Origin of the sequence: Streptomyces malaysiensis subsp. samsunensis (assembly GCF_024519315.1) — a bacterium.
GTDB classification, from domain to species: Bacteria; Actinomycetota; Actinomycetes; order Streptomycetales; family Streptomycetaceae; genus Streptomyces; species Streptomyces malaysiensis.
This window is the reverse complement of record NZ_JANIIC010000074.1, coordinates 1-26,216: the sequence shown is the minus strand read 5'-3', so window position 1 is coordinate 26,216 and position 26,216 is coordinate 1. Positions and strand designations below refer to the sequence as shown.

At 68.4% G+C, this 26,216-nt stretch carries 24 protein-coding genes and 4 pseudogenes; 11 read left to right on the top strand and 17 right to left on the bottom strand.

What is annotated here, in order from left to right; all coding sequences use genetic code 11:
• Positions 1-188: 188 nt before the first annotated feature.
• The 9 genes from NQU54_RS41195 to NQU54_RS41150 all read right to left on the bottom strand — a co-directional run bounded on the left by NQU54_RS41195 (position 189) and on the right by NQU54_RS41150 (position 9,702).
• Complete coding sequence (locus NQU54_RS41195; protein ID WP_257635460.1) at positions 189-974, bottom strand: sulfite exporter TauE/SafE family protein; 786 nt, start codon at positions 972-974, stop codon at positions 189-191.
• A gap of 486 nt (positions 975-1,460) precedes the next feature.
• The gene (locus NQU54_RS41190) at positions 1,461-2,171 is read right to left on the bottom strand and encodes a tectonin domain-containing protein (protein WP_257635459.1); all 711 of its coding nucleotides are present in this window, start codon (positions 2,169-2,171) and stop codon (positions 1,461-1,463) included.
• 315 nt (positions 2,172-2,486) lie between these two features.
• A complete protein-coding gene (locus tag NQU54_RS41185) occupies positions 2,487-2,666 on the bottom strand; it encodes a hypothetical protein (RefSeq protein WP_257635458.1) in 180 nt (59 codons plus the stop codon).
• Positions 2,667-2,807: 141 nt separating this feature from the next.
• Positions 2,808-3,116 carry a site-specific integrase gene (locus NQU54_RS41180; RefSeq protein WP_257635457.1) on the bottom strand — a complete coding sequence of 103 codons (309 nt, stop codon included), beginning with the start codon at positions 3,114-3,116 and terminating at the stop codon, positions 2,808-2,810.
• A gap of 264 nt (positions 3,117-3,380) precedes the next feature.
• On the bottom strand, positions 3,381-4,094 hold the full coding sequence (locus NQU54_RS41175; protein WP_257635456.1) for a restriction endonuclease: 714 nt from the start codon (positions 4,092-4,094) through the stop codon (positions 3,381-3,383).
• A 43-nt stretch (positions 4,095-4,137) separates the two neighbouring features.
• Entirely contained in the window at positions 4,138-4,818 is a 681-nt protein-coding gene (locus NQU54_RS41170; protein ID WP_257635455.1) for a restriction endonuclease, read from the bottom strand.
• Positions 4,818-5,018 (bottom strand): hypothetical protein, encoded by a 201-nt coding sequence (locus NQU54_RS41165; RefSeq protein ID WP_257635454.1) that lies wholly within the window; start codon positions 5,016-5,018, stop codon positions 4,818-4,820. The genes NQU54_RS41170 and NQU54_RS41165 overlap by 1 nt, the downstream gene beginning before the upstream one ends.
• 365 nt (positions 5,019-5,383) lie before the next feature.
• Positions 5,384-7,594, bottom strand: a complete 2,211-nt coding sequence (locus NQU54_RS41160; protein ID WP_257635453.1) for a DUF262 domain-containing protein — start codon at positions 7,592-7,594, stop codon at positions 5,384-5,386.
• Between the two features lie 1,346 nt (positions 7,595-8,940).
• The gene (locus NQU54_RS41150; protein ID WP_257635451.1) at positions 8,941-9,702 is read right to left on the bottom strand and encodes a DeoR/GlpR family DNA-binding transcription regulator; all 762 of its coding nucleotides are present in this window, start codon (positions 9,700-9,702) and stop codon (positions 8,941-8,943) included.
• Positions 9,703-9,772: 70 nt separating this feature from the next.
• On the opposite strand from NQU54_RS41150, the pseudogene NQU54_RS41145 reads away from it, so the two are divergent.
• The 3 genes and pseudogenes from NQU54_RS41145 to NQU54_RS41135 all read left to right on the top strand — a co-directional run bounded on the left by NQU54_RS41145 (position 9,773) and on the right by NQU54_RS41135 (position 12,754).
• Positions 9,773-10,980, top strand: a pseudogene (locus tag NQU54_RS41145) (MFS transporter).
• Positions 10,981-11,090: 110 nt separating this feature from the next.
• Complete coding sequence (locus NQU54_RS41140) at positions 11,091-12,083, top strand: LLM class flavin-dependent oxidoreductase (RefSeq protein ID WP_257635450.1); 993 nt, start codon at positions 11,091-11,093, stop codon at positions 12,081-12,083.
• 35 nt (positions 12,084-12,118) lie between these two features.
• Positions 12,119-12,754, top strand: a complete 636-nt coding sequence (locus NQU54_RS41135) for an HAD family hydrolase (RefSeq protein ID WP_257635449.1) — start codon at positions 12,119-12,121, stop codon at positions 12,752-12,754.
• Here NQU54_RS41135 and NQU54_RS50350 read toward each other — a convergent pair.
• Entirely contained in the window at positions 12,708-13,298 is a 591-nt protein-coding gene (locus tag NQU54_RS50350) for a helix-turn-helix domain-containing protein (RefSeq protein ID WP_372506328.1), read from the bottom strand. The genes NQU54_RS41135 and NQU54_RS50350 overlap by 47 nt on opposite strands.
• A 49-nt stretch (positions 13,299-13,347) precedes the next feature.
• A complete protein-coding gene (locus NQU54_RS41130) occupies positions 13,348-13,746 on the bottom strand; it encodes a VOC family protein (protein ID WP_257635448.1) in 399 nt (132 codons plus the stop codon).
• A gap of 93 nt (positions 13,747-13,839) precedes the next feature.
• Here NQU54_RS41130 and NQU54_RS41125 point away from each other — a divergent pair.
• The 3 genes and pseudogenes from NQU54_RS41125 to NQU54_RS41110 all read left to right on the top strand — a co-directional run.
• Positions 13,840-14,231 (top strand): annotated as a pseudogene (locus NQU54_RS41125) (helix-turn-helix transcriptional regulator); the annotation flags it as partial.
• Between the two features lie 319 nt (positions 14,232-14,550).
• Positions 14,551-14,847: a hypothetical protein gene (locus tag NQU54_RS41120; protein ID WP_257635478.1), complete on the top strand. Its 297-nt coding sequence runs from the start codon at positions 14,551-14,553 to the stop codon at positions 14,845-14,847.
• 481 nt (positions 14,848-15,328) lie between these two features.
• Positions 15,329-15,688, top strand: a pseudogene (locus NQU54_RS41110) (helix-turn-helix domain-containing protein); the annotation flags it as partial.
• 67 nt (positions 15,689-15,755) lie between these two features.
• Here NQU54_RS41110 and NQU54_RS41105 read toward each other — a convergent pair.
• Positions 15,756-16,352, bottom strand: coding sequence for a TetR/AcrR family transcriptional regulator (locus NQU54_RS41105; RefSeq protein ID WP_257635447.1), 597 nt, complete (start codon positions 16,350-16,352; stop codon positions 15,756-15,758).
• A gap of 92 nt (positions 16,353-16,444) precedes the next feature.
• Here NQU54_RS41105 and NQU54_RS41100 point away from each other — a divergent pair, with 92 nt between their 5' ends.
• From NQU54_RS41100 to NQU54_RS41090, 3 genes are all read left to right on the top strand, one after another.
• On the top strand, positions 16,445-17,671 hold the full coding sequence (locus NQU54_RS41100; RefSeq protein ID WP_257635446.1) for a metal-dependent hydrolase family protein: 1,227 nt from the start codon (positions 16,445-16,447) through the stop codon (positions 17,669-17,671).
• Complete coding sequence (locus NQU54_RS41095) at positions 17,668-18,522, top strand: alpha/beta hydrolase (protein WP_257635445.1); 855 nt, start codon at positions 17,668-17,670, stop codon at positions 18,520-18,522. Before NQU54_RS41100 ends, NQU54_RS41095 begins: the two co-directional genes overlap by 4 nt.
• 318 nt (positions 18,523-18,840) lie before the next feature.
• Positions 18,841-19,683 (top strand): MerR family transcriptional regulator, encoded by an 843-nt coding sequence (locus NQU54_RS41090; protein WP_257635444.1) that lies wholly within the window; start codon positions 18,841-18,843, stop codon positions 19,681-19,683.
• A 298-nt stretch (positions 19,684-19,981) separates the two neighbouring features.
• On the opposite strand, the pseudogene istB reads toward NQU54_RS41090, so the two are convergent.
• The 3 genes and pseudogenes from istB to NQU54_RS41075 form a co-directional block, all read right to left on the bottom strand.
• A pseudogene (gene istB / locus NQU54_RS41085) lies at positions 19,982-20,751 on the bottom strand (IS21-like element helper ATPase IstB).
• Complete coding sequence (locus NQU54_RS50345) at positions 20,748-21,035, bottom strand: PIN domain-containing protein (RefSeq protein ID WP_372506326.1); 288 nt, start codon at positions 21,033-21,035, stop codon at positions 20,748-20,750. The pseudogene istB and the gene NQU54_RS50345 overlap by 4 nt, the downstream one beginning before the upstream one ends.
• Before the next feature lie 126 nt (positions 21,036-21,161).
• Complete coding sequence (locus NQU54_RS41075) at positions 21,162-22,667, bottom strand: SulP family inorganic anion transporter (RefSeq protein WP_257635443.1); 1,506 nt, start codon at positions 22,665-22,667, stop codon at positions 21,162-21,164.
• 395 nt (positions 22,668-23,062) lie between these two features.
• On the opposite strand from NQU54_RS41075, the gene NQU54_RS41070 reads away from it, so the two are divergent.
• A complete protein-coding gene (locus NQU54_RS41070) occupies positions 23,063-23,467 on the top strand; it encodes a MerR family transcriptional regulator (protein WP_257635442.1) in 405 nt (134 codons plus the stop codon).
• Here NQU54_RS41070 and NQU54_RS41065 read toward each other — a convergent pair.
• Positions 23,445-24,098 carry a TetR/AcrR family transcriptional regulator gene (locus tag NQU54_RS41065; protein WP_257635441.1) on the bottom strand — a complete coding sequence of 218 codons (654 nt, stop codon included), beginning with the start codon at positions 24,096-24,098 and terminating at the stop codon, positions 23,445-23,447. The genes NQU54_RS41070 and NQU54_RS41065 overlap by 23 nt on opposite strands.
• A gap of 88 nt (positions 24,099-24,186) precedes the next feature.
• Here NQU54_RS41065 and NQU54_RS41060 point away from each other — a divergent pair, with 88 nt between their 5' ends.
• Complete coding sequence (locus NQU54_RS41060) at positions 24,187-25,620, top strand: MFS transporter (RefSeq protein WP_257635440.1); 1,434 nt, start codon at positions 24,187-24,189, stop codon at positions 25,618-25,620.
• Between the two features lie 197 nt (positions 25,621-25,817).
• Here NQU54_RS41060 and NQU54_RS41055 read toward each other — a convergent pair.
• Positions 25,818-26,216 (bottom strand): MFS transporter (locus NQU54_RS41055; RefSeq protein ID WP_372506325.1); only part of this gene is annotated, 399 nt, incomplete at its 5' end.

Sequence of the window (26,216 nt, the reverse complement as noted above, 5' to 3'; positions counted from 1 at the left end):
GCGGTGCGACCACGTGTGGCGCGGCCACACCGCCCTCGCATCCTGGGCTTTCCGCCCCGGGATCCGTTCCCGATCCGAGGGAGAGGTTCTTGACAGGCGTGGTGGGAGGGCCTGGAAGCCAGTGGTGGCGAAACTGCCACTCCGGCCAGCCCCGGGTGTCCCGTGACAGTGAAGGCTGATCGGCCAGGTCAGCGCAGTGCGCTGATCGCGTAAACGGCGCCGAGTGCGGCGGCCAGGGTGCCGAGGAGGAGGCGGAGAAAGGTCTCGGGCATGCACGGTTGGATGCGGGCTCCGACGTAGCCGCCGATGAGACCGCCGAAGCCACAGGCCAGACCGAGGAACCAATCGGGGGCGATGCTGCCGCTGCGGGCCAGGGACAGCACGGCGTAGGTGGAGGCACCGACCACCGAGGTGGCGAAGGTGGAGGCGAGCGCGGCCGGGGCGACCTTGGAAACGGGAACACCATGCCCGACAAGGACGGGGCCGAGGATCGAGCCACCGCCGACGCCATAGATACCGCCCACGACCCCGACCGCCAGCGCCAGGGCGGTGACCGCCCGGGGCGCGGGCCCGGGACGTCGGACCTCCGGGGGCGCAGGACGCAGGGTCCGGACGATGAGCCAGGTGCCCAGCGGCAGCATCAGCATGGCAACCAGGAGGCGGAAGACGCGCGGGCCCGGAAGGGCGAACACGCGGATGACCGCTCCGAGGACCACGCCGGGCAGGGTGCCCAACACCATTCGGCGCACGAGCGGTCCCGTCAGGGCGCCGTCACGTCGGTATCGCAGCAAGGCCCCGGGCCCCGACACCACGTTGTAGAGCAGGTTCGTGGGCGTTACGGCCGGGTTGGGCACGGTGAAGAGGCTGAGCTGCACCGGGAGCAGGAACACCGCCCCGGACACTCCCACCGGCGCGGTCACCACGGCTATCAGCATCCCGACCGCGAGGCCGGCCACCCCCAGCTCCCACTCCACCCGATGCCCCCGCCCTGCCGCCTGTCCCCTTCCGCAACAGCGTAGATCGCCTCCATCTCAGTCCCCAGCGTGCTCCCCACCTGCGCGATCCCGGCGCTACCTTGCCCGCCGACCATGACGCTCAGACTCGCCAACTACGGCGCTCAGTCACCTCGGGGTTACGGCCGTGCGGAGGCAGCCCCCTCCGGGGAGCGATCATCGTGAGCCGGGACCCGGCCCCGGCGCCTGCTCAGGTCAGCAGCGGTCTGAGCAGGGCACCGTGCCGCAGACGTGTCTACGCTGGAAGGCCCCAGGGGGCGGAGGAGGTGCCCCATGCCGCGCCCTGTCTGGTCCGGAGCCGTGTCGTTCGGTCTCGTCACTTCTCTGAACTGCTGAGGTTTCGATGTCGGCGCCCGGGTTGAGTAGTTGACGTACAGGGCGTACTGGCCAAGCCATCCGTGCGGGCCCCCGGCCCGTCCCCGGCAAGGGGCTCGCACGGAGCCGGAATCAGCTCGGCTGGTCGCCGGTGTAACGGTAGATGTCGCCGGCGCTGTTGACGTGCCACACGGTGCCGTCGGCGCCCGCGCCGATGTCGGTGGCGACGCCGGGGATCTTGATCCACGGGTTGGTGCCGCTGGTGTCGTTGTTGGTGTAGCGATAGATGCTTCCGGCGGGGTCGATGCCCCACACGTTCGTCCGGGAGCCCACCGCGATGCGCTTGAGGCTGCCGGGGACGCTCTTCCACGTGGTCGAGCTGTCCTGGTCCCCGATGTATCGGTAGATCTGGTTGCCGCTGTTGACGCTCCACACGGTGCCGTCGGCGCCCGCGCCGATGTCGGTGGCGACGCCAGAGATCTTGATCCACGGGTTGGCGTCGTAGTTGGTGTAGCGGTAGATGGCCCCGGCGGAGTCCACCCCCCACACGTTCGTCCGGGAGCCCGCGTCGATGCGGACCAGGCTCCCGTTGATGCCCACCCAGTTTGTGGTCCCCTGGTCTCCGGTGTACCGGTAGATCTGGTTGCCGCTGTTGACTCCCCACACGGTGCCGTCTGCCGCGGCACCGATGTCGCTCAGTCCCCCGGGGATGTTGATCCACGGGTTCGCGTCGTAGTTGGTGTACCGGTAGATGCCGCTTGCCGCGTTCGCACCCCACACCGTCGTCCTGGACCCCACCGAGATGGCACTGAGACCGCCCGCGACCTTCACCCAGTCCGCCATGTCGAGCACGCCCTTTCTCGAATCCGGTAGTAGCCGTCATCCTTCGCAATGAGATGAGCTGATAAGCCAGGAGAACGCCTGTCCTGATCTCAAATAAGTCAGTACGTAAGTGTTTCAATTCCTATCTCCTTGTGGGGCGGAGACAGGAGCGCCTCGGGAGGCGGTACTTTGGCGCGAAGCATTGTCCCACCCTGGAGGGATCGACACGAGCGCCGGTTCATGCCTCCCACCAGGTCGGCCCTGCCGACCGGGGTGGACGGGGCCGGCGCGGGAGACCGAGAGACGGCAGGAGCGAGCGTTCAGCGGATACAGCGCTCACACAGGTTCCCGGGCTGGCATGCCGAGCATCACCGGCCCTGTCCGAGGGGCCCTGTCGATCTGGCTGATCTTGGACTGGGCTCCGGCCAGGCTGACCTGGAGTCCTTCGATTTCGCCGAGCCAGCCTTCCCGCTCGGCCTCGGCGATGCGGCCGAGGAGGTTGTCGCGGATCTCCACCAGGCGGCCGCGCTGTGCTGGGTCCGGTCGAAGCAGTGAGCAGCGCACGCAGGCGTGTTCGTGGATGCAGGCGGTTCCGTAGGCGCGGGCGCAGGTGCCGACGGAGAGCTTGCGGCGTTCGAAGTGGCCGAGGAAGTCTTCCTACTCGGCGTCGGTGGGAGTGCGGTACTCCTCGGCGGGCAGCAGGGCGCGGCGGCGGGTGATGAACGCGCGGTGGGCTTCGATGGTCTCGGTGGGGTAGATGGCGTGGTAGCCCATGGTGGTGTTGATGTTGGTGTGGCCTGCGATGACCTGGGCGATGTGGGGTGGCAGGCCGGAGCGGATGGCGTCGGTGATGAACAGGCGCCGGAAGTCGTGGGGTGCGAAGTCCAGTGGCTGGCCGGTGGAGTCGGTCAGGCCGATGTAGGCGAGGACCTCGGCCAGGGCGTTGCGGATGAACTCGCCGCTCATGCGGGAGTTCTCGCCGCCGCGGTCCCACTGGAGCAGCAGGGGCGCCGGGGGATTCCAGGTGCGTTCTTCGTAGTCGTAGGCGGCCAGGAGGGGGATGGCTCCCCCGGTCGCCCCGGAGGGCAGCCGTCACCCGATTTGACCGGCACCCAGGAACGGGGGTGCGATCTTCTGTCTGGTCCTGTGAAGAAGCGCACGCTAGGTGCATCGTTGGCGGCTGAGCCCCGGACGCGCGAGGGCGGCTGCAGGATGGCGGTCGAACTGGCATCACCATGTCGTGTTCTCAATGCCGAGGACGTCGTAGAGGTGCTGGCCGTGGGCCCATTTCTTCAGTTCCGGGCGGCCCATGAGGATGAGCTGGTGGTGCCGGGCGAAGTCGACTGCCGGCTGGGTGAAGCTGTTGAGTGCGATCATGATGGGGAAGTCGGCTCCGTGGTGCAGGCGGGCTGTCCCGTTGAACTTCTGCACATGCCCTGATCCGACTGGGTTCTGGTACTGCTTGCACTGCAGAATCAGGAGACGGTCCTCGTCATCACGGGCGGTGACATCCACGCCAAGGTCCCCGGCACCGCCGATCCGGCGCGGACTCCGGAATCCGTCACGGACCAGAAGATCGGCGCACGCCTGTTCAAAGCCCGTCGCACTCATCGCGGAGAGCTGCTTCATCTTGAACGTCAGCACATCAGGGTCGGCCGAATCGACAGACGGATCGGCGAGCGTGTCCTCCGGGCTGACGTAGGTGTCGGCACCGAGCAGGAAGGACAGGAGCCTGCCGAGCAGGAGAAGCACGGGCAGTCCGCTGGCGACGACCAGTCCGGTCCACCACGGGTGGTCGGCTATCAGGCCCCACAGGTCAACGGTGATCCACCGGCTGAGGTCCTCGGTGAGCCACTCCCAGAGCATCTTGCCCGCGGTCAGCGTGAGGACTGTGTACAGCAGGAACTTCAGGAGCGGGTCGAGGGACCCGTCTTCTTCGAACACCACACTCCCAGACGTGATGGATGATGAGCAGGGACTCTGCCGGTCAGGCTGCGCGTTTGAACCGGTTCGGGCGGGAGCGCGCGGAGACTTTGAGCAGTTCGTCCAGGGCGGCGCCGCTCTCGGCCCAGCGTTGCAGCTTCTTCCGGTCGGCCCAGTGGACGCCGTGCCGGTCGCCCCACGCCATGGCATCCCGGGTGAGGGCGCCGTTGGTGACGACGACAGCGTGATCGGCCCTATGGACCGGCCCGGCCGTCCCTTTCACCGCGTACAACACCGATGACCCCACCTTCCCGCCGACGCGGGTGTGCTTGGCCTGCACGACGATCCGACCGCGCTGTGGGTGATCACCGATGACGTCGGCGGCCTGATCACCCTTTCCACCGACCCTGCGGGCCGACCACCCGTCGCGGATGAGCAGGTCCCGCAGTGCGATCTCGAACTCCTTGTCGTTCATGGCGTCGATATCGGCCAGCGTGATCCGCAAACGTGCCAGCATGTCGGACCGGGCCCGCCGTGCTCGGGCTGAGCGGAGCAGCCGCCAGAGCCCGTAGATGAGGCCACCGGCGGCCACGACGAGGAGGAACGGCCACCCTCGGACCACCGCGCTCTGTGCCGCGAGAGCCATCCGGAACAACAGGGTCACCGCGGCCAGAGCGACGACTGCGGCCGCGATGTTCTCGCCGGTGCCGCGGGGCTTGCGCAGCCGTAGTCGGCGCCGGGCCATCAGGGTGCCGCCGGGGCGGACACCGACGGCTTGGGCGAAGGCGGCTCATCGGACTTGGCTTCGCCGAAGCCGAAGACCTGGCCCCACAGCCAGACTCCCGCGATCAGCGCGGCGATCATCCAGCCGCTCATCTTCTTCGTACCAGGGCGCGGGTTGCGCCGTATGTGGCTGCGGACGACGTGGTATCCCTGCGGTGGCATGCTGCTTTCCCTCCCCTTGGCGGCCGCCGGGTGCGGCACAGCTCCTTGGGAATTGGTGTAGCAACGGGCACTGACAAAGACCGCTGGATGATCAAGAAATGCGACGCGCGTAAAGCACGAACAGGCCATCGCTTGCTGGACAAGCAGTGTCCCGTTCGATTCTTCCCGGCTAGGCACCCTGACCATTGGTCGAGAAACGCGTGGTCGGCACCTCGACCTCACATGAAGATCGGAAACCGCACGCCCTTGTGTCCCTGTCGTTTGCTCCTAGCTGCAAGAACAGCGTCACCAGCCGTCATCGAGCATGAGTCGCAAATGGCGAAAACAGGGCCGTGTTCGATTCGCGTGCATGGGCCATCGCTGCTCTACATGCGGTCAGCCGCCACTGCCTGGTCTCGCAGGGTGCGCAGGCTGAGTCGCGCACCCGTTTCATCCTCGATGTGCCATTCCTTCATGCCCTGGCAGGTCTTGGTGCCCCGGACGACGGCGCCGGCCTCGTCCACTCGTCCGTAGGGGGTTCCTCCCGTGGCGTCGAGCACAACGCCACCGTCTTTGTTGATCGTTGCCCAGTGGTCGATGGAACGGTGGGTGAGGACAATGCGGGTTCCGGCTGTGAGAATGCGGGCGTCGAGCATCTTCGCCACGTCTGTGCGACGGCGTGCCGTCTTGCGTCGGGTTGGGGTGGCACGCGGCTGCGGGACGGTATTCTGGTCGGGTTGCGGAGCGTCTTGGGGTATCGGGGTGGGGAAACCGAGTTGTTCGGGATTCCAGATGAGGTCGAAGAGGTGAAGGTAGAGCTTCTGTCGGGTCTGGATGACGGGTGTCATTGTCTCTTTCGACCCGAACGACCTGAGGAGTTTGTCCAGCTGGTGTGTCTTGATGAAGTCGCGCAGGAGTGGGTTACGGCGGTTGTATCCCGGCGAGATGATGCCGAGCAGGATGTTGCTCCGCGCGTATAAGGGGGCTTTGTCGTGCAGCGGCATGTCGTTGATGCTTGAGTTCTCTCGCCCCTCGAGCAATCCCAGGCCGCCGAGTTGGTTGCGGAGGCTTCGGAAGACGACCGGGTCCGGGATTTCCTTTTCGACCCGGCGCGGATGGTTGGCCCACAGGTGTTCGATGTGGAATTGAGTCCTGTCGAGGTAGGCGAGGAGATCGTGTGGCCGCTCGCAGCTTTCCTCCACGTAGGCGGTGGCGCGGGCCAGCAGGTACCTGATCTGGTGCGAGTTGTTGCCCCGCAACCCGAGGGTCGATGCCTCGGGGATCGCGTTGCCATCGCTCAGGGCGAGTCGGCCCAGTGCGGCTGCTACGTCGGCGGGGGTGCGGCATTCCCTCAGCATGGGAACGAGCCTGCTGTGGACAAGCTCGGCGATTTCGGGTGCCTGCACGGGCAGGTCCTGTAGTACCTGCAGCACGTACCAGCGGTCGATGTAGGCGGCCACCAGACGGCCTTTGTCCTTGGCTTGGGATGGGGGGTCGGTGGGGCGGATGGCGGCGAGGATCGCCACCGTCTGTTCGCCGAGCCCGTTGCGCTCATTGAACAGCACCGCCTCCAGCCTGTCGCCGTCCTTTTTCAGCGCGCGGCTCGCGGCGAGGAAAGGCCTGAAGAGCCGTGCCGTCTCCAGCAGGCTCTGCACGAAGTCCAGGAAGTTCTCGGGGCGATCGGGAACCAGCCCCAGGTACTTTGCGTTGTGCCGCACCCACACGTTGAGGTTGGCGTCGATCTGCCGGCGGTCCTCGGCATGGTCGGGGCGGGCGTAGCGGGCCAGCAGTGTGGCTTTGATGAAGCGTGCGGCCGCGCCTGGGTCTTCACGGTCTGTGGCCAGCTCTCGCAGCATCTCCTGCCAACGGGTGTTCAGCTGGTCCTCTCCGGTCCCGACGTTGGCCAGCAGATGGCTTTTGAGCAGATCGACGGCGGTGAGCCGCGCACCGCGGTCGTTCATCGTCTCGAACATGCGGTAGCCGTGGTCCTGATTGGCCGCCCGGATCCCGACCAGCACCACCCGGTCCAGGAGCCAGTCGGTGAACCTGTCGAGCTTGTCGGCGTCGAGTTCCTCCGCCAGCTGGGTCTCGATCTGCTGACCGCGGGCCCACAGGTTCCGGCGGGACAGGGAGTCCCCGAGCCCGGTCTCGTACACACGGCCCTCATCGATGGCGCGCAGCACCGGCTCGTGATCACTGATCCCGATGGAGAAGTGGGCGCCGTCGGTGGTGATCGCCCTGTTCAGCCTGTCGACACGCCGTGCGTCTCCGTGATCCCTGACGCGAGCCCGTAGCTGGAGGAAGAGCAGGTGGAGCGTCACGAACCGTTGCTGGCCGTCTACCAGGCAGCGCCGGTTCTTGGACTTCTCGTAGTAGACGAACGGGCCGAGGAAGTACTGCGGCGCGTTGCCCGGCCGGCGGATGAGCGCCGGGTCGTTCGACCAGTGTGAGAAGGACGTGCACAAGTCCCGCAGCAGGGTGCGTACTTCTTCCTCGCCCCAGGTGTAGTCACGCTGGTAGTAGTCGACCTGGTAAGCGACGTCGCGGAACAGCTCCTTCAGGCTGAAGCCCTGGGACTTGATCTCGTCGACGCCCATACCGACGCTCCCCTCCGCCACATGTCCGCTCGCGCCCCGTGCATGTCCATGCTGCCAACCCGTTACAGCCAGGCATAGACAGCGCCCGTAGCGAGCACAAGTCGGGCGCTGCCAGGACACCGGTGATGGAGAGCAGGGAAGCCGTTTGCCTCAAGGCAACGGCTGTTCCGGATGAGTGGGGCTCCTACGGGGTCGAGGGGGTGCCGTCAGGGTCGAGGAACCGTGAGAGCCGCCAGCAGCATGGCGCGTATGACCGTCTGGTCTGGATGGACACGGGTCTGTGGAAGCAGCGCGCCGAGGACGACAGCCTGGCCCGCGCCCGCTCGCGGGTCCTCGAAGCTCTTCTGGCGGCACGCGCAGAGAGACCGCTCGACGCGTCCGTTCCGGCCGGCAGCACATCCGGCACGGCGGAGTGGGGCGAATGCCGCGTCCACCTCAAGAGGGTGCGCGAGAGAGCCGAGACCGGCGGAAGCGGCAGGAGCCGGACCGTCGGGGAGGCGGTGAGCTCGGCGGCATCACGGCCGAGGCGCTTCATCTCGTACACGGTGAAGATGACCCGGCAGTGCGGGGCGTGCGCCTTGACCTCCCGCGCCGTCCTCAACGCCTCCTCGAGGGCGGGCCGGACCCGGACACGAGTGCTGATCTTCTCGCTGAAGATCTTGTCCCTCGGGATGCCGTGCTTGCTGAGCGCGTCGAGCTGGGAGCGTCGAGCTGGGAGTGGAGTTCCTGCCCGAGGGTCGAGCAGCGGGCGTAGCCGATGCGGATGTCCGCGCTCGGCAGGTCCGGGGCAATCGACACCGGCGGCGGGCTGCCTGGGCCCACGGCCGGCCCGGCCCACGGCCGGCCGGGGGTTGGCACCCTCAGCTCCTTCTTCAGCCGGGGCACCATGGTGAAGCGGCGGGTGTGGCAGGCGGAGGCAACCGCGCCGCCGCGTGAGCAGCACGGCGAGCCGGGCTGGGCGCCGCGCTTCGGACAGGTGTGCTGTTCGACGTCGTCGGCGTCTGGCCGGTCGGCAGAGGAGGGGGATGAAGGTCCGCCATGGGCCCGGATTTCCGCACAATGCAAGTCTCAGAAGGGGGGTCGGTTCCGCTTTTGAGTAAGAACGGGTTCTGCGAGCCGATCGGGGGGCGGCGGGGTTCGGCGGGCGGTTGTTGATCTTGCTCGGGCAAGGACCCCGTTGGTGAGAGTTGAGTGCGAGGACCGCGAGGCGCAGGCGTACGCCGAGGGCCTCGCCAGTCATCTTCCTCGGGGTATCAGCGCAGCGAGGATCAGTGGGGTTGTACAGCATGGCGCCGGCGGTCAGGTGCCGGTGCGGTGACGGGCGGTGCGTCCGCGCGGGGATCTCGTCAGGCGGTTTTGACGACGGTGCCGCCGTTTTCGAGCGCGGCCACCTCGTCGGTAGATGCCGTGGTGTCGGTGACGAGGGTGTGCAGTTGTGTGGAGGGGCCGACGTGGGCGTAGGCGGTGCGGCCGAGTTTGCTGCCGTCCGCGGCGACGATGACGCGGCGCGCGGAGGCGATGCTCGCCTTCTTCACCGCCGCGTCGTCGAGGTCGTAGGCGGTCAGGCCCTCCGCCGCGCTCAGGCCGCAGCAGCCGATGACCGCGGTGTCGAAGCGCAGTGCCGACAGGGAGGCGAGGGTGAGGGGGCCGGTCAGGGCTCCCTCGGCAGCGCGGGGGTGTCCGCCGGGCACCATCAGCGTGGTCGGACCCGGGGCGTCGCCGAGTAGGTGGATGGCCTGCAGCGACAGGGGCATCACGGTGACCGGTCGTTGACGCAGCAGGCGGGCGACCTCCAGGCAGGTGGTGCCGCTGTCCAGCAGGACAGTCTCGCCGTCGGCGATGAGCGAGGACACCTCGGCCGCGATCCGGAGCTTGGCGTCGACGGCCTCACGGGCGCGCAGCGCGAAGGGCGGCTCCTCCCCCCGGAGCAGCAGGGTGCGTGCCCCGCCGCGGACGCGTTCGAGGACACCTTGCGCGGCCAGGGTGTCGAGGTCGCGCCGGATGGTCATCTCCGAGGCGCCGGTCAGCTCGGCGAGCGCCTGGACCGTGACACTGCCCGCCTCCCTGACGGTCTGCGCGATCAGCCCGTGACGGTCTGCGTTGCTCATACCGCGATTGAACACCACCCCAAAACGAACAAGCAAACCGTTCACTTACGGGGGTTTCCAAACACAAAATATGTTCGTTACGGTGGTCGGCATGGACCGCTCGCTTCGATCCGCCCGTGTGGCGACCTTCGCCTACTTCGTCCTGTGCGGCACCCTGATGGGCACCTGGGTGGTGCACATCCCCGACGTCGAGGAGCGCGTGGGCATCAGCCACGCGACGCCGGGGAGCCTGCTGGTGCTGCTGGGTCTCGGGGCCTTCACCGGTATGCAGGTCACCGGCCGTCTGGCCGACCCTCTCGGGGCGCGCGTCGTACTCCCTGTCGCCGGCGTGCCGTCCAGCACGGCTGTGGTGCCGCCCGGCCTGCCCCGGAACCCGCGGATACCGGCGGGTGCCCTGCCGGCCTCCGGCTTCTGCAACGGCCTGCTCGAGGTGAGCATGAACGCCCACGCCGTGCATGTGGAGAAGGCATACAACCGGCCCGTCATGTCGGCCTTCCACGCCATGTTCTCCGCCGGCGGTGTCATCGCCTCACTCGTCGGAGCGGGCGCCGCGAACGCCGGCCCGAGCCGGCCACGGGCATGGGCGCCGTGGGACTGGCGGGCGTCGTGACGGCACCGGTGTCGGCACGCCGCCTGCCGCCGACCGCGATGACGCCTGCCACCACCACCGCCGAGGGCGAAGGGGCACAGTCCGGGAAGCGACGCAGCGCCCCCGGACATATCCGGGTCCTCGCCGCCCTGGCCGCCATGGTCATGCTGAGCGAGGGAGCCGCCAACGACTGGAGCGCTCTGCACCTGAAGGACATCCTCGGCGCACCCGCCAGCACCGCCGCCGTCGGATACGGCACCTACGCGGCGGCGACGACCACCGGACGGCTGCTCGCCGACCGCGTCTCCGACCGGTCCAGGCCCATGGCCGTCCTGCCCTACGGCGCGGCCACGGCCGCCGTCGGGATCACGATCGTGGCCGTCTCGCCGTGGATATGGGCCGCGTTCGCGGGCCGGGCGCTGTCCGGCCCGCGACTGTCCGGCCGCGTTTCCCAGCTGTTCAGCGCGGCCGGACGCGCCGGCCCCTCCGCCGCCGGCGCCAGCGTCGCCGGGCTCGGCCGCCTCGGCATGTTCTCCGGCCCCGCCGTCATCGGCTGGCCGACCCATCTCGTGGCACTGAACCACGCCTTGCTGCTGCTGACCCTGCTGTGCGCCATCGCCGCCGCGACCGCCGGACTCCTGCGTACCGGATCCGGCCGCACGCGCGAGGTGGCACGCAGCAGCCGCTGACCGCCTGTGCGGCGCGCCCCTGACGCCCGTGCCGCACAGGCCCCCTCCACACCCCCCGCCGGTCGCCGGACCAGCAGGGGAGAACCCACCGCCACCAGAAGGAGCCGTCGATGCCCGAGACAGACGCCACCCCCGCCCGCGGCCGTGTCGGTGTCCTGCTCCCCCGCGACCTGCCCGTCCCGGATGTGCTGCCCTACGCACGGCGAGCCGAAGAGCTGGGGTTCGACCAGGTGTGGGTGGTGGAGGACCTTGGCTGGCGCGGCGGACTGGCCCAGGCCGGCCCCGTCCTCGCCAGCACGGCAAGCATCACCGTCGGAATCGGCATCATGCCCGCCGGCGCCCGCAACGTGTGCTTCGCCGCGATGGAACTGGCCACCCTCGCCCAGCTCTACCCCGGCCGGCTGATCACCGGCATCGGCCACGGCATGCCCGACTGGATGCGTCAGGCCGGAGCCTGGCCCGCCAGCCCCCTGACGCTGATCAAGGAGTACACGACCGCGCTGCGCCTGCTCATGCGCGGCGAGCCCGGCCCGGCAGGCGGCCGCTACGTGCGCTGCGAAGGCGTCGTCCTCACCGAGACCCCCGACATCGTCCCCCCGGTCATCCTCGGCGTACGCGGCCCGAAATCACAGGCAGCCGCAGGCGAGGTGGCCGACGGGCTCCTCCTGGCCGAGCCCGCGGCCCCCGCCTACATCGCCGCCTCACAACGACACCTGGGCAGCGCTCGTGACCCCAGCGGCCTCGAAGTCGTCACCTACGACGCCGCCGCCGTCGACGACGACGCGGACGCCGCTCTCGCACGCGTCCGCGACGGCCTGGGTACCGTCGGGGAGCCGGACTGGGCCGTCCACATCGACCCCCTGCCGTTCGCCACGCAGCTGCGCGAACACCGCGCCGCCTGCGCCGACGCCCGGCAATTCGCCCGGACCATGCCCGCCGCCTGGGTCCGCCAACTGAGCATCGCCGGCACCCCCAGCCAGGCACACGAAGCGATCACAGCCCGCCACGCAGCAGGCGCGACCAGCGTCGTCCTCGCTCCCACCGGCCCCGACGCCCTGACATCCCTCGCCTCGCTCGCCCGCGCCCTGGCCCCCCGCCCCTGAACCGAAACCACTGGGAACCGGAGAAACCCACCACCATGTCGCCCCACCGACGCATCGTCCTGTTCGACCTCTTCGGGGTCATCGCCCGCCACCAACGCCCGGGCGCCCTGGCGCAGATGGCCGCCCGGTGCAACACACCCGCAGACGCCTTCGCCGAGGCGTACTGGGCCTGCCGTCCGCCCTACGACGCCGGGCAGTGGTCCGGGCCCGAGTACTGGACGGCCGTACTGCGGTGGCTGTCACGCTCCGCCGACGCCGACACGATCGAGGAACTGCGGCTCGCCGACATCCGCAGTTGGTCACGCGTCGACAAGCGCATGGTCGCCTACGTGCGGTCCCTGCGCGAGGTCACCGAGGTCGCCCTGCTGTCCAACATTCCCGCAGACCACGCGGACGCCTTCCTCGCCACACAACCCTGGCTGGGAAAGCTGGACCACGCCGCCTTCTCCGGAAAGATCCACGCAGCAAAACCGGACCCAGCAGCGTTCCACCACTGCATCGTCGCCATGCAGGCCGCACCCGCCGACTTCCTCTTCGTCGACGACCGCGAAGAGAACGTATGCGCAGCACAGGCCACCGGTATGAACGGACACATCTTCACCCGACCCGACGAACTAACACCAGTCATCGACACCTGGCTACCGACCCGACGACCAACACCGCCCGGGTAGGGCCTCGGACAGCCATGCGGGGAGCCCGGGGCAGCAACGCCCCCGGCCCGGCATCTTGACGCCGACGTGGACCAGGTCGCCGCCCCGGTCGTGCTCGAAGCGGATGACCTCGCGCAGCTGCTCGCCAGCCGGGTGGGCCGAGGTCCCGGAGCCGGTTGAGTCCTCGCCTCACCAGGATGCGGTGGACGGTCGCGGGCGCGAGTGTGACGCCGTGCAGCCGCTGTAGGCCGGCGGCGAGCCGCGCTGGCCCGTGTGTGGTCTGCCGCCGCAGCGCCTCCACCAGGTCGGCGATGTCCTCGGGGGTGCGGGCGGGGCCGGCGGCGGGGCGGGAGGAGTGGCCAAGTAGTCCGTTCTCGCCGTGCGCGCGCCAGCGGGCGTACCACTTGGTCAGACAGCGGCGGGAGACCTCGGCTTCCGCAGCGACGTGTTCGATCGGATGTCCGGCGTCGCTCCGCAGACGCAAGCGCAGACCTCCCTTCGGGGGTCGGCGGTGGTTCCGGTGTTCCCTGCTGGTGGCGTTCCTGGACTCGGTGGCCGGGTTCACCGGGAGCCCTGGGATCTCAGGGCTCCCGGGTGAGCTGCTGTGCGGGGTGTCAGCGTGCGAACTTTTCGATGGCCGCCGGGGTGACGGGGGTGAAGAAGTTGACGAGGTTGCCGTCGGGGTCGCGGAACAGCAGCGACCGGTTGCCCCAGGGCATCGTGGTGGGCTCGGTGACGAAGTCGGTGACGACGCCGGTCAGGTTCTGGTGCACGCGGTCCACATCGTCGACGAGGAACTCGGTGATCACGCTGTGGTTGTCCGCCGGGCGGGCCGAGCCCGGGGCGAACAGCGGGACGGTGCGGGTGCCGGCGATCGCGAGGGTGGCGCCCGCGGTCCTGAGTTCGGCGAAGTCCTCGGTGGCCCACGTCGCCCGCGCCCCCGTGGCCAGCTCGTAGAACTCGACGAGGCGCGCTACGTCGCTGGTGATAATGCGGATCGAGACGAACTCCATGGGAATCTCCTTGGCTGTGCTGGAGGCGTGCACTGAGCAGGCTAGGAGAAATAGTGGACAGAATCGGCCCTGTATTCGCGTCAGGCTGCGGACATGCCCCGACCCACCGGCCACGTGCTGACACTCTTGGAACTGATCCAGTCGGGCGGCACCCGAACGGTGACCGAGCTCGCCGACCGGCTCGGCGTCGAAGGGCGCACCGCGCGGCGCTATGTGGACCAGCTCATCGACCCGGACGTGCCCGTGGAATCGGTGCGCGGCCGCTACAGCGGGTACCGGCTCGCCCCCGGGTACCGTTTGCCTCCGCTGATGCTCAGCGACGACGAGGCGCTGGCCGTGCTGCCCCCAGCCTGGTCGCCAACCGCGCAGCCGCCTGGCGCCAGGCAGGGTTGACGACGGCGGAGCACACGGCAAGCGAGACGGCACCGGCGAAGATCCGGCGGATGCTGCCCAAGCACATCGCCCGCCGGCTCGACACACTCCTGTGGAACGTAATCCGTGACGTAGCCCGACTCGCCAACTCCGGCAACTTGCCACCGCTGAGACGACTGGACCGAGACCCGGCTACCACCGGAGGCCGGGCACGCCTGCTCCTGCACGACATCCTGACAAGCCCACTCGACACCAACGACACATGGACAGCCCTCACCGACCGGCTACTGCGAGTGCTGCCCGACCTCACCCAGAGCCCCTTGAAAGGAGTCGCACGCCTCGCAGATCCCCTTGCCCACGCCCCATACGTGTCCCTGCCGACTCCCGCGCTTGAGCCGCTATCCGATGAGGAGCACGGGGTAGTGCCGTCCGTTGCGGGATCGATCCAGAGCGCCAAGGGGCGAAACACACGCGGCCACGCTCATCCTCGAATGCCTGGAACGCAGCGGCAAGAAATACGACGTACACGAGGTCCTCGGACTCCTGAGCCGGCAGCAGGACGCCTCCAAGGCCCTGGTCACGATCCAGCGCGCGGCGCAGCTCGTCTTCGTGGGCGCCACCCGCCCCACACACCTGCTCGCCTTCGCCGCGCACCGCACACGGGCCGAACGGTACGTCGAGGCGATGACGGCCCGCGGCTGGTCCATCCACGACATCCACCTCCGCTGAGCGACAACTTGCCGTACCACGGCCGGGCGGGTGGCCAGGGCGTTGAGTCCTCGCAGGCTCGTATGGCGATCCTGACGTGCCCCCGGACGGCCCTGCTCAGCGATGGGCCGAGCGAGTCCCCGGCAATCGGCCTGCGCTGCTGTCCGAACTCCCAGTGCAGGCCGGTATACGTCCTTCGGCCCCGTCGGAGAATCGATCAGACCTTCGGTTTGGGTACGACGTTTGGGGGACTGCCAGTCCGCTCAGAAGGAACTGGAGGGTAGAAGGCACAAGGGGAAAGGAGATTGCTCGCCAATATTGCGATGTCTGATTCGCGATGCGGGCACGTCTTGAGTGGGCCTTCCGGTGAGAGGGCCAGGCGGAGCCGCTCGTGCCTGGTTCTGCGCCGCTTGGTCTCGAGGAACCCTGCGATACGTTCGATGGCGTAGCGGAGGCCGTCGACCCTGGGCAGGGTGACGATGCGGATGTGGTCGGGTTCGGGCCGGTTGAAGCCGGTGCCGTTGGCAAGCCCCGTCGCCATGCTGCACGAGGTGGGGCCAGGAAGCGGGCCGCGGGAGCCGGCGCCCGCCACCAGCTGGTCCTCGTCGACCGGCTGGTGGCCACGCTGATCCATCTGCGGCACGACCTGCCGCACTCGGTACTGGGGCTGCTGTTCGGCGTCGACCGCTCCACCATCACCCGTGCGATCGCAGAGATACGTACGCTCCTGGCCGAGCGGGGGTGCGCGGTCCCCGGCGGCCCCGGCCTGCGATTACGGACTCTGGCCGACGTGTTCGCCTACGCCCGGGCCGAAGGCATCGAGCTGCGGCTGGATGCCACTCGCCAGCCTCGTCTCCGACCGCACCACCACCTGAAAACAGGCCACATCCAGGCCAAACACGCCCCACCCGCTATCAGACACCAACTCGTTAACGCTCCGGGCGTGATCGTGGAACGGATCGGCCCTCTCTCATGCGCAGGATCAAGGTGACCGCGTCCTCCGAGCGGGTTCCGGGAGTCAGGACTTCCTGCAAGAGGAGGCCGCGAATCGCGGCAATGGTGACGGTGGCCACATCCCGCGCTTCCTTCGTGTCGAGCCCTTCGCGTTCCGCGAGTGAGGACAGCATCACGGTCAGGTCACCGATCGACTCTACGAACTCACGGAAGTCCTCGGGGCCGTACGCGGCCAGTCCGACGACGTAGAAGAAGCCGCGGGCACGCGACAGCTGCTCCGGCCGGGTGTAAGTACGCCAGATCGCCACAACGAAATCGTCGAAGGTGCCCTGCTGGGCGGCCTCCAAAAGTGCCTCGTTGTCACGGGATCGCTGCGCCTTGAGCATGGCGGCCAAGACGCCCGAGAGTGACCCGAAGTGGTATCGCAACAGGGCGTGGCTGGTCTCGATCCGGGCGGCGATCTCACGGAGCGACATCTCCGGCGGGGGAAGGGCCTCGCCGAAGGCGTCGAGAAGCCGTGCCAGGAGTCGCTCGCGCGCGCTGCCCTTGCGTTCCGAGGTTGACAGGATCACTCCCACAGTTTATCCATTGGAAAAGAAGGATTGGCGGTTCCGTGTTGCTTCGCACATGGTCGCAGTCAGCTCGCAACGGCGGAGGATCGACTATGGGACCTGCTCATGTAGTCGGCGCGGCGGTCATCGACGGATCGGGGCGCGATCCCAGCAACCTCGACATCACTATCGAGAACGGCCGCATCACCCAACTCGGTGCCTCCAGCGCCCACGGCGAGCGTCTCGATGCCGAGGGATTGACGATGACGCCCGGCCTGATCGACGCTCACGTCCACCTGGGCCTGTCGAGCCCGATCCAGCCGCACTTCTCGTTTCAGATAAGCGCCGCCGAGATCGCGGCGGACATCTTCGCCACGGCCGGCGCGACGCTCGACGCCGGCTTCACCACCGTTCGCGACACCGGCGGGATCGACGGCGGTGTCGTCACCGCGATCGCGAAGGGCAAGGTCAGAGGGCCGCGCGTCCTGTCGTGCGGACCTGTTCAGTGCCAGATCGGCGGGCACGGCTACTACGGAGCCGAATGGGAACCCACCGAGCTGTGGAGCAGCCACCACATCGCGGGCCTGTGCGCCCTCTCCATGATGGCGGGCAACGCGGACGAGCTGCGGCACAACGTCCGCGAAGCCTTCCGTCGCGGAGCCTCCTTCCTGAAGCTCTGCGTGACCGGCGGAGTGGTGGGCGCACATGATCGACTGACCGACACCCAGTTCACCGTCGAAGAGATCGCTGTTGCAGTTCAAGAAGCTGCGGCACGGAACACCTATGTGACAGTTCACGCCCACAACAACGAGGGCATACGAAATGCGGTCGAGGCCGGGGTGCGCTGTGTCGAGCACGGCACTAGCCTCGACGAATCCACAGCGACCCTGATGGCCGCTCGCGAGGTTGCCCTCGTGCCCACGTTCGCTGTCGTCGAGCAACTGCTGCACGACACCGCCGGAGCCGGTCTCGCCGAGTCGACCCGCGACCGAGCCAAGGGCGCACGCGAGCAGATGACGAAGGCGCTCGCTGTCGCCAAGCACGCAGGAGTACGGATCGGGCTGGGTTCCGATCTCATCGGTCCGGCCCAGGACCGTCGCGGCAGAGAACTCAGCCTGCGCGCAGCCCTCGAGACGCCGATGGAAGCGCTCGTGGCCGCGACCCAGACCAACGCCGAGATCCTCGGTCTGTCCGGCCAGGTGGGTGTCATCACTCCCGGCGCACAGGCAGACCTCGTTCTTTGGAACGGCAACCCGCTCGAAGACCCAGAACTGTTCTCCGACCCCACCAACGCCGTCCTCGTAATCCAGGCCGGCCGAATCGTGAAGGACCTCAGATGAGCACCATGTGGCAGGGCTGCCTCGCCCACACCGACTACTTCGAGATGCGCTCCAGCGGTGGGCACGACTACGGCGTCTGGGTCACCACGCCACCGCGCTACGACCCTGCCGCGGTGCAAGCGCCTGTCGTGTACGTGCTCGACGGCAATTGGGCCGTGGGCATGACCGCCCCACTCATCGTCACGCAACTGGACCCCATGCAGTCGATTCAGCCCTACGTCCAGGTCAGCGTGGGTTACGCAGGCGAGGAAGCAGAGCACTGGGAGAGGTTGCGCAACCGCGACCTCGTGCCCCCCGGCGAACCCATCGCGAAGGAGTACATCGATGCGGTGGAGATGGGGGTCGAAGCGGGCACGATGACTCGCGAGCAAGCCGACGCCTACCTCGCTGAATTGAGCGACAGCCGCGGGGATATGTTCCTGGACTTCCTTACCGAGGACCTACACCCGCGGATCGAACGCGACTACGGCACAGCCCCGAGCGGTCACGGCCTCTTCGGCTATTCCTACGGCGGACTCTTCAGTCTCTACGCCTGGCTCACCAATAGCACCTTCTTCGAGAGCATCGGCGCGGGCAGCCCCGGCATTGTCCATGCAGACAGTCAGGTCTTCGCTCGCCTTCAAGCAATGGGTGACACCCTGCCTGCTACCAAGCTTCACGTGACCTTCAACGACCGAGAGATCCTCGGAGACGTGGCGGTCTACCAGAATCTCGCGAAGAACGCGGCCACGTTCCTTCACCGCCTCACCTCACGCAGCGGATCCGTCACCAGCGCACTCATGCACGAAACGCACGTGACCGGGCTGCAGGCATCGTTCCTCAGCTACCTCAGGACCTGCCGTGCCCAGTAAGCCTGGACGCCGAGGCTCTGCCTGACCGCCGCGCTGGGCGGCGGTGTGGTGCCATCTGTGTTGCATTCATATCTGAGTCAACTTCTCTGGATTCGACAGCGTTGATGGGGCTCCTTGAAAATCCCCAACCCCTGCTCGGGGTGCCATCAGACCTGCTCGACGGATCTCCCCACCAGTTCCGGGCCTGTCCTGGGACGGGACACCAATAGCGAGGGACCGCCCGATAGCCCGTCAGGATCTGGGTGGTGTGTAGTTGCATATGCCGTAGCGGCATGTGGTGTCGTCGAGGGCACCACAGTACGAAAGGGCCTGTCTGCGATGTACCCCTCCGTCACGCCTCCCCGCGAGGTCAAGATCGGTGATGCCGCCGCCTTCGCCGGGACCACCCCGCGCGCCATTCGCCACTACCACCAGATCGGTCTGCTGCCGGAGCCTGAGCGAGGTGGAGACGGACGCCGCCGCTACGGCTACGACGACATGATCCGCCTGCTGTGGATCCGCAAGATGTCCGAGGCCGGCATCAGCCTGGACGACATGCGGGCCGCCTTCGACGAAGCCCGGGACATTGAGGACGTCCTGGGCCGGCTGGAGGAGACCCTGGCCGCCCAGGAGGCCGACATCAAGCGTCAGCGCGCGGCAGTCCAGCGCCTGCGGGTCGTGGGCAGCCCACTGGGCTTGCTCTCCCCATTGGTCACGGACCGGCTCAGCCACCTGCCTTCTGGCGCACTGCGCCCCTCCGACCTGGACGCCCTGCTGGTCACGGAACGGATCTTCGGGCCGCTGGGAGCCGCAATTCAGGCCAGCGTGTTCATCACCCTGGCCACCCACCCCGACCTACGGGCCGAGGCAGACCGCCTCGACGCGGCCGACGCCGCCCTCGATGACACCGTCGACCCCCACGACCCGCAGGTCGAGGAACTCGCCGCGCAGCACTGCGCTCACCACAAGGCCCTGGAACAGGCCATGGAAGCGGCCGGAATGGACGAGGCCGAGGAGAAGCTCTTCGAGATCGACGACGCCGAGGCGAGCGACAAGGAGGACACCCAGATGAGCGCCTTCGAAGCGGTCACCAAGATGCCCTACGGCTTCTCCGCGGCCCGGACGCGGTGCATTGAACTCACGGCACAGCTCCTTGACGGGGGCCTCTCCGCAGGCAGCTGATCGCTGGTGTGGCCGTGCGTGAGGATCCCGGATTGGCCACCGACACGAAGCCAGCGTCTCGACGTCTCGACACGGCCCGCACACTCCACGAGCGGGAGACCCAAGCCGACGACCCGGGCCACGCTCCTTTGAAACTCCCCACTTCGTTGAACACCAGAGCGAGTGATGCGAGGAGCATCCCTGGCCGTTTTCAAGGCTCTGTCCGCAGTTCCGTGAAGGTCATGGCTGGGTGAGGATGCGAGTCTGTCCGCGTACTCTCCGATGCGGCCGGGCCGGTACGTTTGAACGTGGCCAGTGGTCAGGCCACGTTGGTGTCCCGTTCGATGGCCTTGAGGCGGTTCTTGAGTCGGTAGCTGGGGCCGTTGATCGCGACGACGTCGCAGTGGTGCAGGAGTCGGTCGAGGATCGCGGTGGCGAGGACCTCGTCGCCGAACACCTGTCCCCATTCGCTGAAGGTCTTGTTCGAGGTCAGGATGATCGAGCCCTTCTCGTAGCGTTTCGAGATGACCTGGAAGACCAGGTTCGCCTCGACGCGTTCGAGGGGCTGGTAGCCGACCTCATCGACCACGAGAACGCCGGGCCGCAGGTAGGAGCCGAGTTTGCTGGTCAGCCGGCCCGCTGTCTCGGCAGCCCTGAGATGGCGGACCATGTCGTCGAGAGTGGTGAAGTAGACCGAGAACCCGACCCGGCAGGCCGCGACTGCCAGGGCGACCGCGATGTGTGTCTTGCCCACCCCGGGCGGACCCAGCAGGGCCGCGTTGGCCTTGGCCTCGACGAAGGAGAGGGTGGCCAGGTCCTTGACCTTGCTGGGTCGAGATCGGGCTGGAACGAGAAGTCGTAGTCGTCAAGCGTCTTGTGGTGCGGCAGCTTCGAGAACAGCAGAGACCGGCGGAAGCGGCGGTCGTCGCGGACCGCGAGTTCCTCGGACAGCACCAGGTCGAGGAAGTCGAGGTAGCCGAGCTTGCCCTCCTCAGCCCGGCGGGCCAATTGGTCCAGCCCGTCGGCGAGATGGGGCAGGCCGAGCTTGGTGGCCGTGGTGCGGATGCGGTTGCCGGTCAGCTCGCTCAAGACGATTCCCTGCTCTGGGGGCGGGAGTTGATGGGCCGGGTGCCGGTGAGTTCGTCATAGACCGACAGCGGCCGGCGGCCGACCTCGATCCGGCCGACCTCGATCCGGGTGACCGCGGCCCGGTTGAGCAGGGCCTGGAGTGGTCCGGTGTCCTGCCCGTCGCTGAGAGCCTCGGTGAGTAGTGCACGCGGCTGGCCGGTGAGGGCGTCGCACAGTCCTTCGGTTCGTGTCTGCACCAGCCCTGTACGGAATCCTGCCGGGAGCTTGTTCCACGCGTCGGCCATGTCGGCGGCGCCTTGAGGATCGCGATCGGAGGCACCGTGCAGTGTCCAGCACCAGCAGGGCCCGCGTTATGACGGACGGACCGCAGGGGTGTGCCTTCCTGCGGCCGTCGGCTGCGGTGATGCCGGTCAGTGCCCTGCGGTGAGTTCGCCGCTGAGCTTTTCGTGGAGGTGGGCGCTGGGCTGGTTCAGGCCGATGATCTCGACCTGCTTGCGGCGCTGGGCGTACTTGGTCTCGATCGCGTCCAGGGCGGCGACGGAGGAGGCGTCCCAGATGTGGGTGCCGGATAGGTCGATGACGACCTTGTCCGGGTCGGTGGCGTAGTTGAACTGGGTGACCAGGTCGTTGGAAGATGCGAAGAAGAGTTCGCCGGTGACGGCGTACACGACCTGGCTGCCGTCGGGGTCGGTGACCGAAGTGACGTTGGCCAGGTGTGCGACACGCTTGGCGAAGATCACCATGGCGGTGATCGAGCCGACGACGACGCCGATGGCGAGGTTCGAGGTGGCGACCACGACCGCGACCGTGATGACCATGACGGTGATCTCGCCTGCGGGCATCCGCTTGAGCGTCTTCAGCGCGATGGAGTGCCAGTCGAACGTCGCGAAGGACACCATCACCATCACCGCGACGAGCGCGGCCATCGGGATGTCGGAGACGACTGGCCCGAAGACAATGCACAGCACCATCAGGAACGAGCCGGCCAGGAAGGTGGACAGGCGGGTGCGGGCGCCGGAGACCTTCACGTTGATCATTGTCTGGCCGATCATGGCGCAGCCGCCCATGCCGCCGAAGAAGCCGGTGACGATGTTGGCGATGCCCTGGCCGATGGACTCGCGGGTCTTGTTGGAGCGGGTGTCGGTGATGTCGTCGACCAGCTTGGCCGTCATCAGCGACTCCATAAGGCCGACCAGGGCCATCGCGAGTGCGTAGGGGGCGATGGTGGTCAGGGTGTCGAGGGTGAAGGGCACGTCGGGCAGGCCGGGCACCGGCAGGGCGGAGGGCAGTTCGCCCTTGTCGCCGACGGTGGGCACGGCGATGCCGGCGGCGATGGTGACCACGGTCAGGATGGTGATGGAGACCAGCGGGGCCGGGACCGCCTTGGTGACCTTCGGGAAGAGCACCATCAGGACCAGGCCGGCCGCGATGAGCGGGTAGACGGGCCACGGCACATCGGTCATCTCCGGCACCTGCGCCATGAAGATGAGGATGGCGAGCGCGTTGACGAAGCCGACCATCACGCTGCGCGGCACGAACCGCATGAGTTTGGCGATGCCGAGCGCGCCGAGGGTGACCTGGAAGACGCCGGCGAGGATGACGCAGGCGACGAGGTAGCCCAGGCCGTGCTCGCGGTTGAGGGGAGCGATGACCAGGGCGACGGCGCCGGTCGCGGCGGAGATCATGGCGCGGCGGCCACCGACGATCGAGATCGTCACTGCCATGGTGCAGGCGGCGAAGAGGCCGATCTGCGGGTCGACCCCGGCGATGATCGAGAAGGAGATCGCCTCGGGGATCAGGGCGAGCGCGACGACGAGGCCGGCGAGGACCTCGGTACGCCACACCTTGGGGTCGTGGATCCAGTCGGGCTTGAGGCCGCGCAGTCGTGCGGCCGGGGAGAGTGCAGGAGCAGACAAGAGGGCGGTACCTGTCGTGGTCGGGCACGCCCGGTCAGCTGTGGGGCATGCGGGAGGAGTGCGAGGACCGGGCCGGTCCATCGCGAAGCCCGCGTGCAGGCGGGCCGAGGTCGAAAGGGAGGCAGCGCCCCGCGGGCAGGCGGCTGCTCAGGGGCGAAGGGTCATGGCGGGCAGGTGGCGGCGCGGGGCAGCATGGGCATCCGCTCGCTCTCTCCTGCAGGCATCGGTCTTCGCCGGGGGCGTCGTCGGCCCCGACAGGGCGGCACGGGAGAGGATCCCGCACCATGGAGTGCGACGGAACAGCCGTCCGCACCCCGGCAACTCTACCCTAACGTTACGGTAGAGATCGAAGCGGTTCCTGCGCCAGCAGGATGGACGAGGTGGAAGGCAGGCGCGTGAGCGGCGAGCACATGCAGATCGGCGAGGTCGCCGCGCGGACCGAGCTGTCGCTGCGCACCATCCGGCACTACGAGGAGACCGGCCTGGTCATCCCCTCCGCCCGCTCCCAGGGCGGATTCCGCCTCTACACCGAGGCGGATGTGGCGCGCCTGATGGTCATCCGCCGGATGAAGCCGCTCGGCTTCACGCTGGACGAGATGCGCGACCTGCTCGCCGCCACCGACCGTCTCGATTCCGGCGACGAGGTGCCCGCCGAGGAGCGGGCGCGGCTCCTGGACCGTGTACGGCACTTCGAGCAGGCCGCGCAGCAGCGGGTCGCCGACCTGCGCACGCAGCTGGCGCGGGCGGAGGAGTTCGCCGCCACCCTGGCCGGCCGCCTCACGAGCGGGACCGCTTCGTAGCGGCCTCCAGGCCGAGGCGGTCGCGTGACGGGTCGGTGAAGAGCCGGTCCAGGTGGTCGTGCAGGATGTTCAGGGCCGCCGGTGCGGTGCGCTGGCCGACCAGGACGCTGGTGCCCAGGCCGTGACTGAGGGAGAGCAGGTGGGCGGCCTCGCGAGGGGCGTCCCGTTCTGTGTCCATGGCGCCGTCGCGTTGCGCCTGCTCCAGGACTTCGGCCAGCTGGGCCTCCAGGCGGTCGGGGCCTGCGACGAAGGGCTGAACGGCGAGTTCGGGGTCGGTCATGGCCAGCACCGCGTACGAGGTCCACACCAGGTGGAAGGCGCGGCTGGCGGTGTCGGTGGGCAGCGCCTCGGCGAGGAACGTGTCGATGAACGCGCGTGCCGTCACTGGACGCGGCAGCCGGTCGAGGCGGTGTGCCCATCGCTCGTGGCTCTGCTGTTCCAGCCGTTCCAGGACGGCGTGCATCAGCTGGGCCTTGGTCTCGAAGTAGTACTGCACCAGGTTCAGTGACATCCCGGCTTCGCCGGCGACCGCCCGCATCGTCACCGCATGCAGCCCCTGGGCGGCGGCGACGCGGACCAGGGCGTCGGTGATGTGCGCCCGGCGCTGGGCGTGGTCGACCCGTTTCGGCACTGATCAGTCCTTGGTCTCGCGCGGCAACCCGGTTTTATAGTACCGCTGTACGATGAAAACGGATCGGTGGTCGACGGGTGGGAGGGACATGGGATTCCGCGAGGCGCACGACACCGGCAGCGGCGGCCCGGACACGGTCGCGACGGTGAGGGACAGCCGGGCTCGGTCGTCGGTGCTGTGGCTTGCGTGCGCGGCGCAGTTCATGGTGGTGCTCGACGTGTCGGTGGTGAACGTCGCCCTGCCCTCGATCCAGCGCGCGCTCGGCTTCACCGGTTCCGGCCTGCAGTGGGTGGTGGGCGGCTACGCCCTGGTCTTCGCAGGGTTCCTGCTGCTGGGCGGGCGCCTGGCGGACCTGTACGGCAGGCGCCGGGCCTTTCTGTGGGGGCTGGTGCTGTTCTGCGCGGCCAGCCTGGTCGGCGGCCTCGCCACCACCCCTGGGATCCTGATCGGTATGCGCGCCGTGCAGGGGCTGGGCGCCGCGGTGCTGGCCCCGGCAACCCTCACCCTGCTCACCACCACCTATGCCGAAGGCCCGTCCCGTACACGGGCGTTGGCGATCTGGACCGCGGTCAGCTCTGCGGGCGGGGCGGCCGGGAACCTGATCGGCGGAGTCCTCACGGAGTCGCTGTCGTGGCGGTCGATCCTCCTGGTCAACGTCCCCATCGGCGCGGTGGCCGTGCTCGCCGCAGTACGGGTGCTGCCCGCCGACCGGCCGCGCGGTGGAGGCGGCGGCCTCGATGTCCCGGGGGCGGTGCTGGCCACGCTCGGCGTGAGCACCCTCGTCTACGGCGTCTCCCGGGCCGAGGAGCACGGCTGGACCGGGCCCGAAACGCTCGCCGGACTGGCGCTCGGCGTGCTCGCGCTGGCCGCGTTCGTCCTGGTGGAAGCCCGGTTCGCCAGTGCGCCGCTGGTGCCGCCGTGCTTGGTGCGGCTGCGGCCGGTCTGGGCGGGTAATACGGTGATGCTGCTGGCCGGAGCCTGCTTCATCCCCATGTGGTACTTCCTGAGCCTGTACATGCAGGACGCCCTGCACTACGGGGCGCTCGCCACCGGGCTCGGCTTTCTCCCTCACACGCTGGTCGGCATCGCCACCGCCCGCCTCGCCCCGGCCGCGATGCGCCGCACGGGATCGCGCGGCCTGATCATCGCGAGCGCGCTGCTGTCCGCCACCGGGTTTGTGTGGCAAAGCCGGATCGCTGAGGGCAGCGGCTATGTGGACGGGCTGCTCGGGCCGGCGATCGTCATGTCGGCCGGAATGGGCCTGCTGATCACCCCCATCACCACCACGGTCACCTCAGGCATCCAGCCCCGGGACGCTGGCGCCGCCTCCGGCCTCATGAACGCCACCCGGCAGATCGGCGGCACCATCGGCCTGGCCGCCCTCGTCACGCTCGCCGCCACCGCCACCGGCGCGCCGGCCTCTTACCGAGTGGTGTTCACCGCGCTCGCCGTCGTCTGCACGGCGGTCGCGGCGCTCGCCTTCACCCTTCCGCCCCTGCCACGCACTGCAGCCAACCAGTGAGCCCGACATCCGGCGCAGCGGTTACCCGCCGACGCATCACGTCGGATCACCCAGCGGCGCATCCTGCGATTTCTGCACACCCAACTCCGCTTCCTCGTCCGGTGATTCAGGTTCACGCAGCCGCAGCAGCGCGGCGAGGATGCCCGCGCATCCAGCCGCGGCGACCAGCGCGCCCGTGGTGGTCGAGGTGGCATCGATCAGCGGGCCGGACAGCAGCGGGGAGCGAACTGCCCACCGAACAGCGCGGTCGCCGGCAGCGAAGTGGCTGTACCGCGCTGTCCGGCCGGTGCAGCTCGATCCACCAGAACGGTCAGGGTGGGCATGGTGACGCCGCTGCCCACGCCGGTCAGCACCGGGACCGCCAGCAGCGGCGCCCAGTGCCCGGCCACGGCGAACAACAGCAGTGCCGCCGTCCACGCTGCGGCGGCGACCCGCCGCAGCATCACATGCCCGAACCGGGCGGTGAGCCGCGAGTAGCAAAGGCCGATCAGGCTGGCCGCCGCGGAGGCGAGCACCGTGCCGTACAGCGCCACGAGGAGCGTGTCGTGGATGCCGAGTTCGTCCAGACGGCGGGGCAGGGAGACGGCGGGCCTTGA

Coding starts and splice junctions, on each gene's coding strand:
- NQU54_RS41160 (WP_257635453.1), bottom strand. CDS start 7,594: ATGGGCGTCGACGAGATCAAGTCCCAGGGCTTCAGCCTGAAGGAGCTG.
- NQU54_RS41095 (WP_257635445.1), top strand. CDS start 17,668: ATGAGCACCATGTGGCAGGGCTGCCTCGCCCACACCGACTACTTCGAG.
- NQU54_RS41165 (WP_257635454.1), bottom strand. CDS start 5,018: ATGCCACCGCAGGGATACCACGTCGTCCGCAGCCACATACGGCGCAAC.
- NQU54_RS41130 (WP_257635448.1), bottom strand. CDS start 13,746: ATGGAGTTCGTCTCGATCCGCATTATCACCAGCGACGTAGCGCGCCTC.
- NQU54_RS41180 (WP_257635457.1), bottom strand. CDS start 3,116: ATGAGCGGCGAGTTCATCCGCAACGCCCTGGCCGAGGTCCTCGCCTAC.
- NQU54_RS41090 (WP_257635444.1), top strand. CDS start 18,841: ATGTACCCCTCCGTCACGCCTCCCCGCGAGGTCAAGATCGGTGATGCC.
- NQU54_RS41135 (WP_257635449.1), top strand. CDS start 12,119: ATGTCGCCCCACCGACGCATCGTCCTGTTCGACCTCTTCGGGGTCATC.
- NQU54_RS41060 (WP_257635440.1), top strand. CDS start 24,187: ATGGGATTCCGCGAGGCGCACGACACCGGCAGCGGCGGCCCGGACACG.
- NQU54_RS41140 (WP_257635450.1), top strand. CDS start 11,091: ATGCCCGAGACAGACGCCACCCCCGCCCGCGGCCGTGTCGGTGTCCTG.
- NQU54_RS50345 (WP_372506326.1), bottom strand. CDS start 21,035: ATGGCCGACGCGTGGAACAAGCTCCCGGCAGGATTCCGTACAGGGCTG.
- NQU54_RS41190 (WP_257635459.1), bottom strand. CDS start 2,171: ATGGCGGACTGGGTGAAGGTCGCGGGCGGTCTCAGTGCCATCTCGGTG.
- NQU54_RS41100 (WP_257635446.1), top strand. CDS start 16,445: ATGGGACCTGCTCATGTAGTCGGCGCGGCGGTCATCGACGGATCGGGG.
- NQU54_RS41170 (WP_257635455.1), bottom strand. CDS start 4,818: ATGGCCCGGCGCCGACTACGGCTGCGCAAGCCCCGCGGCACCGGCGAG.
- NQU54_RS41150 (WP_257635451.1), bottom strand. CDS start 9,702: ATGAGCAACGCAGACCGTCACGGGCTGATCGCGCAGACCGTCAGGGAG.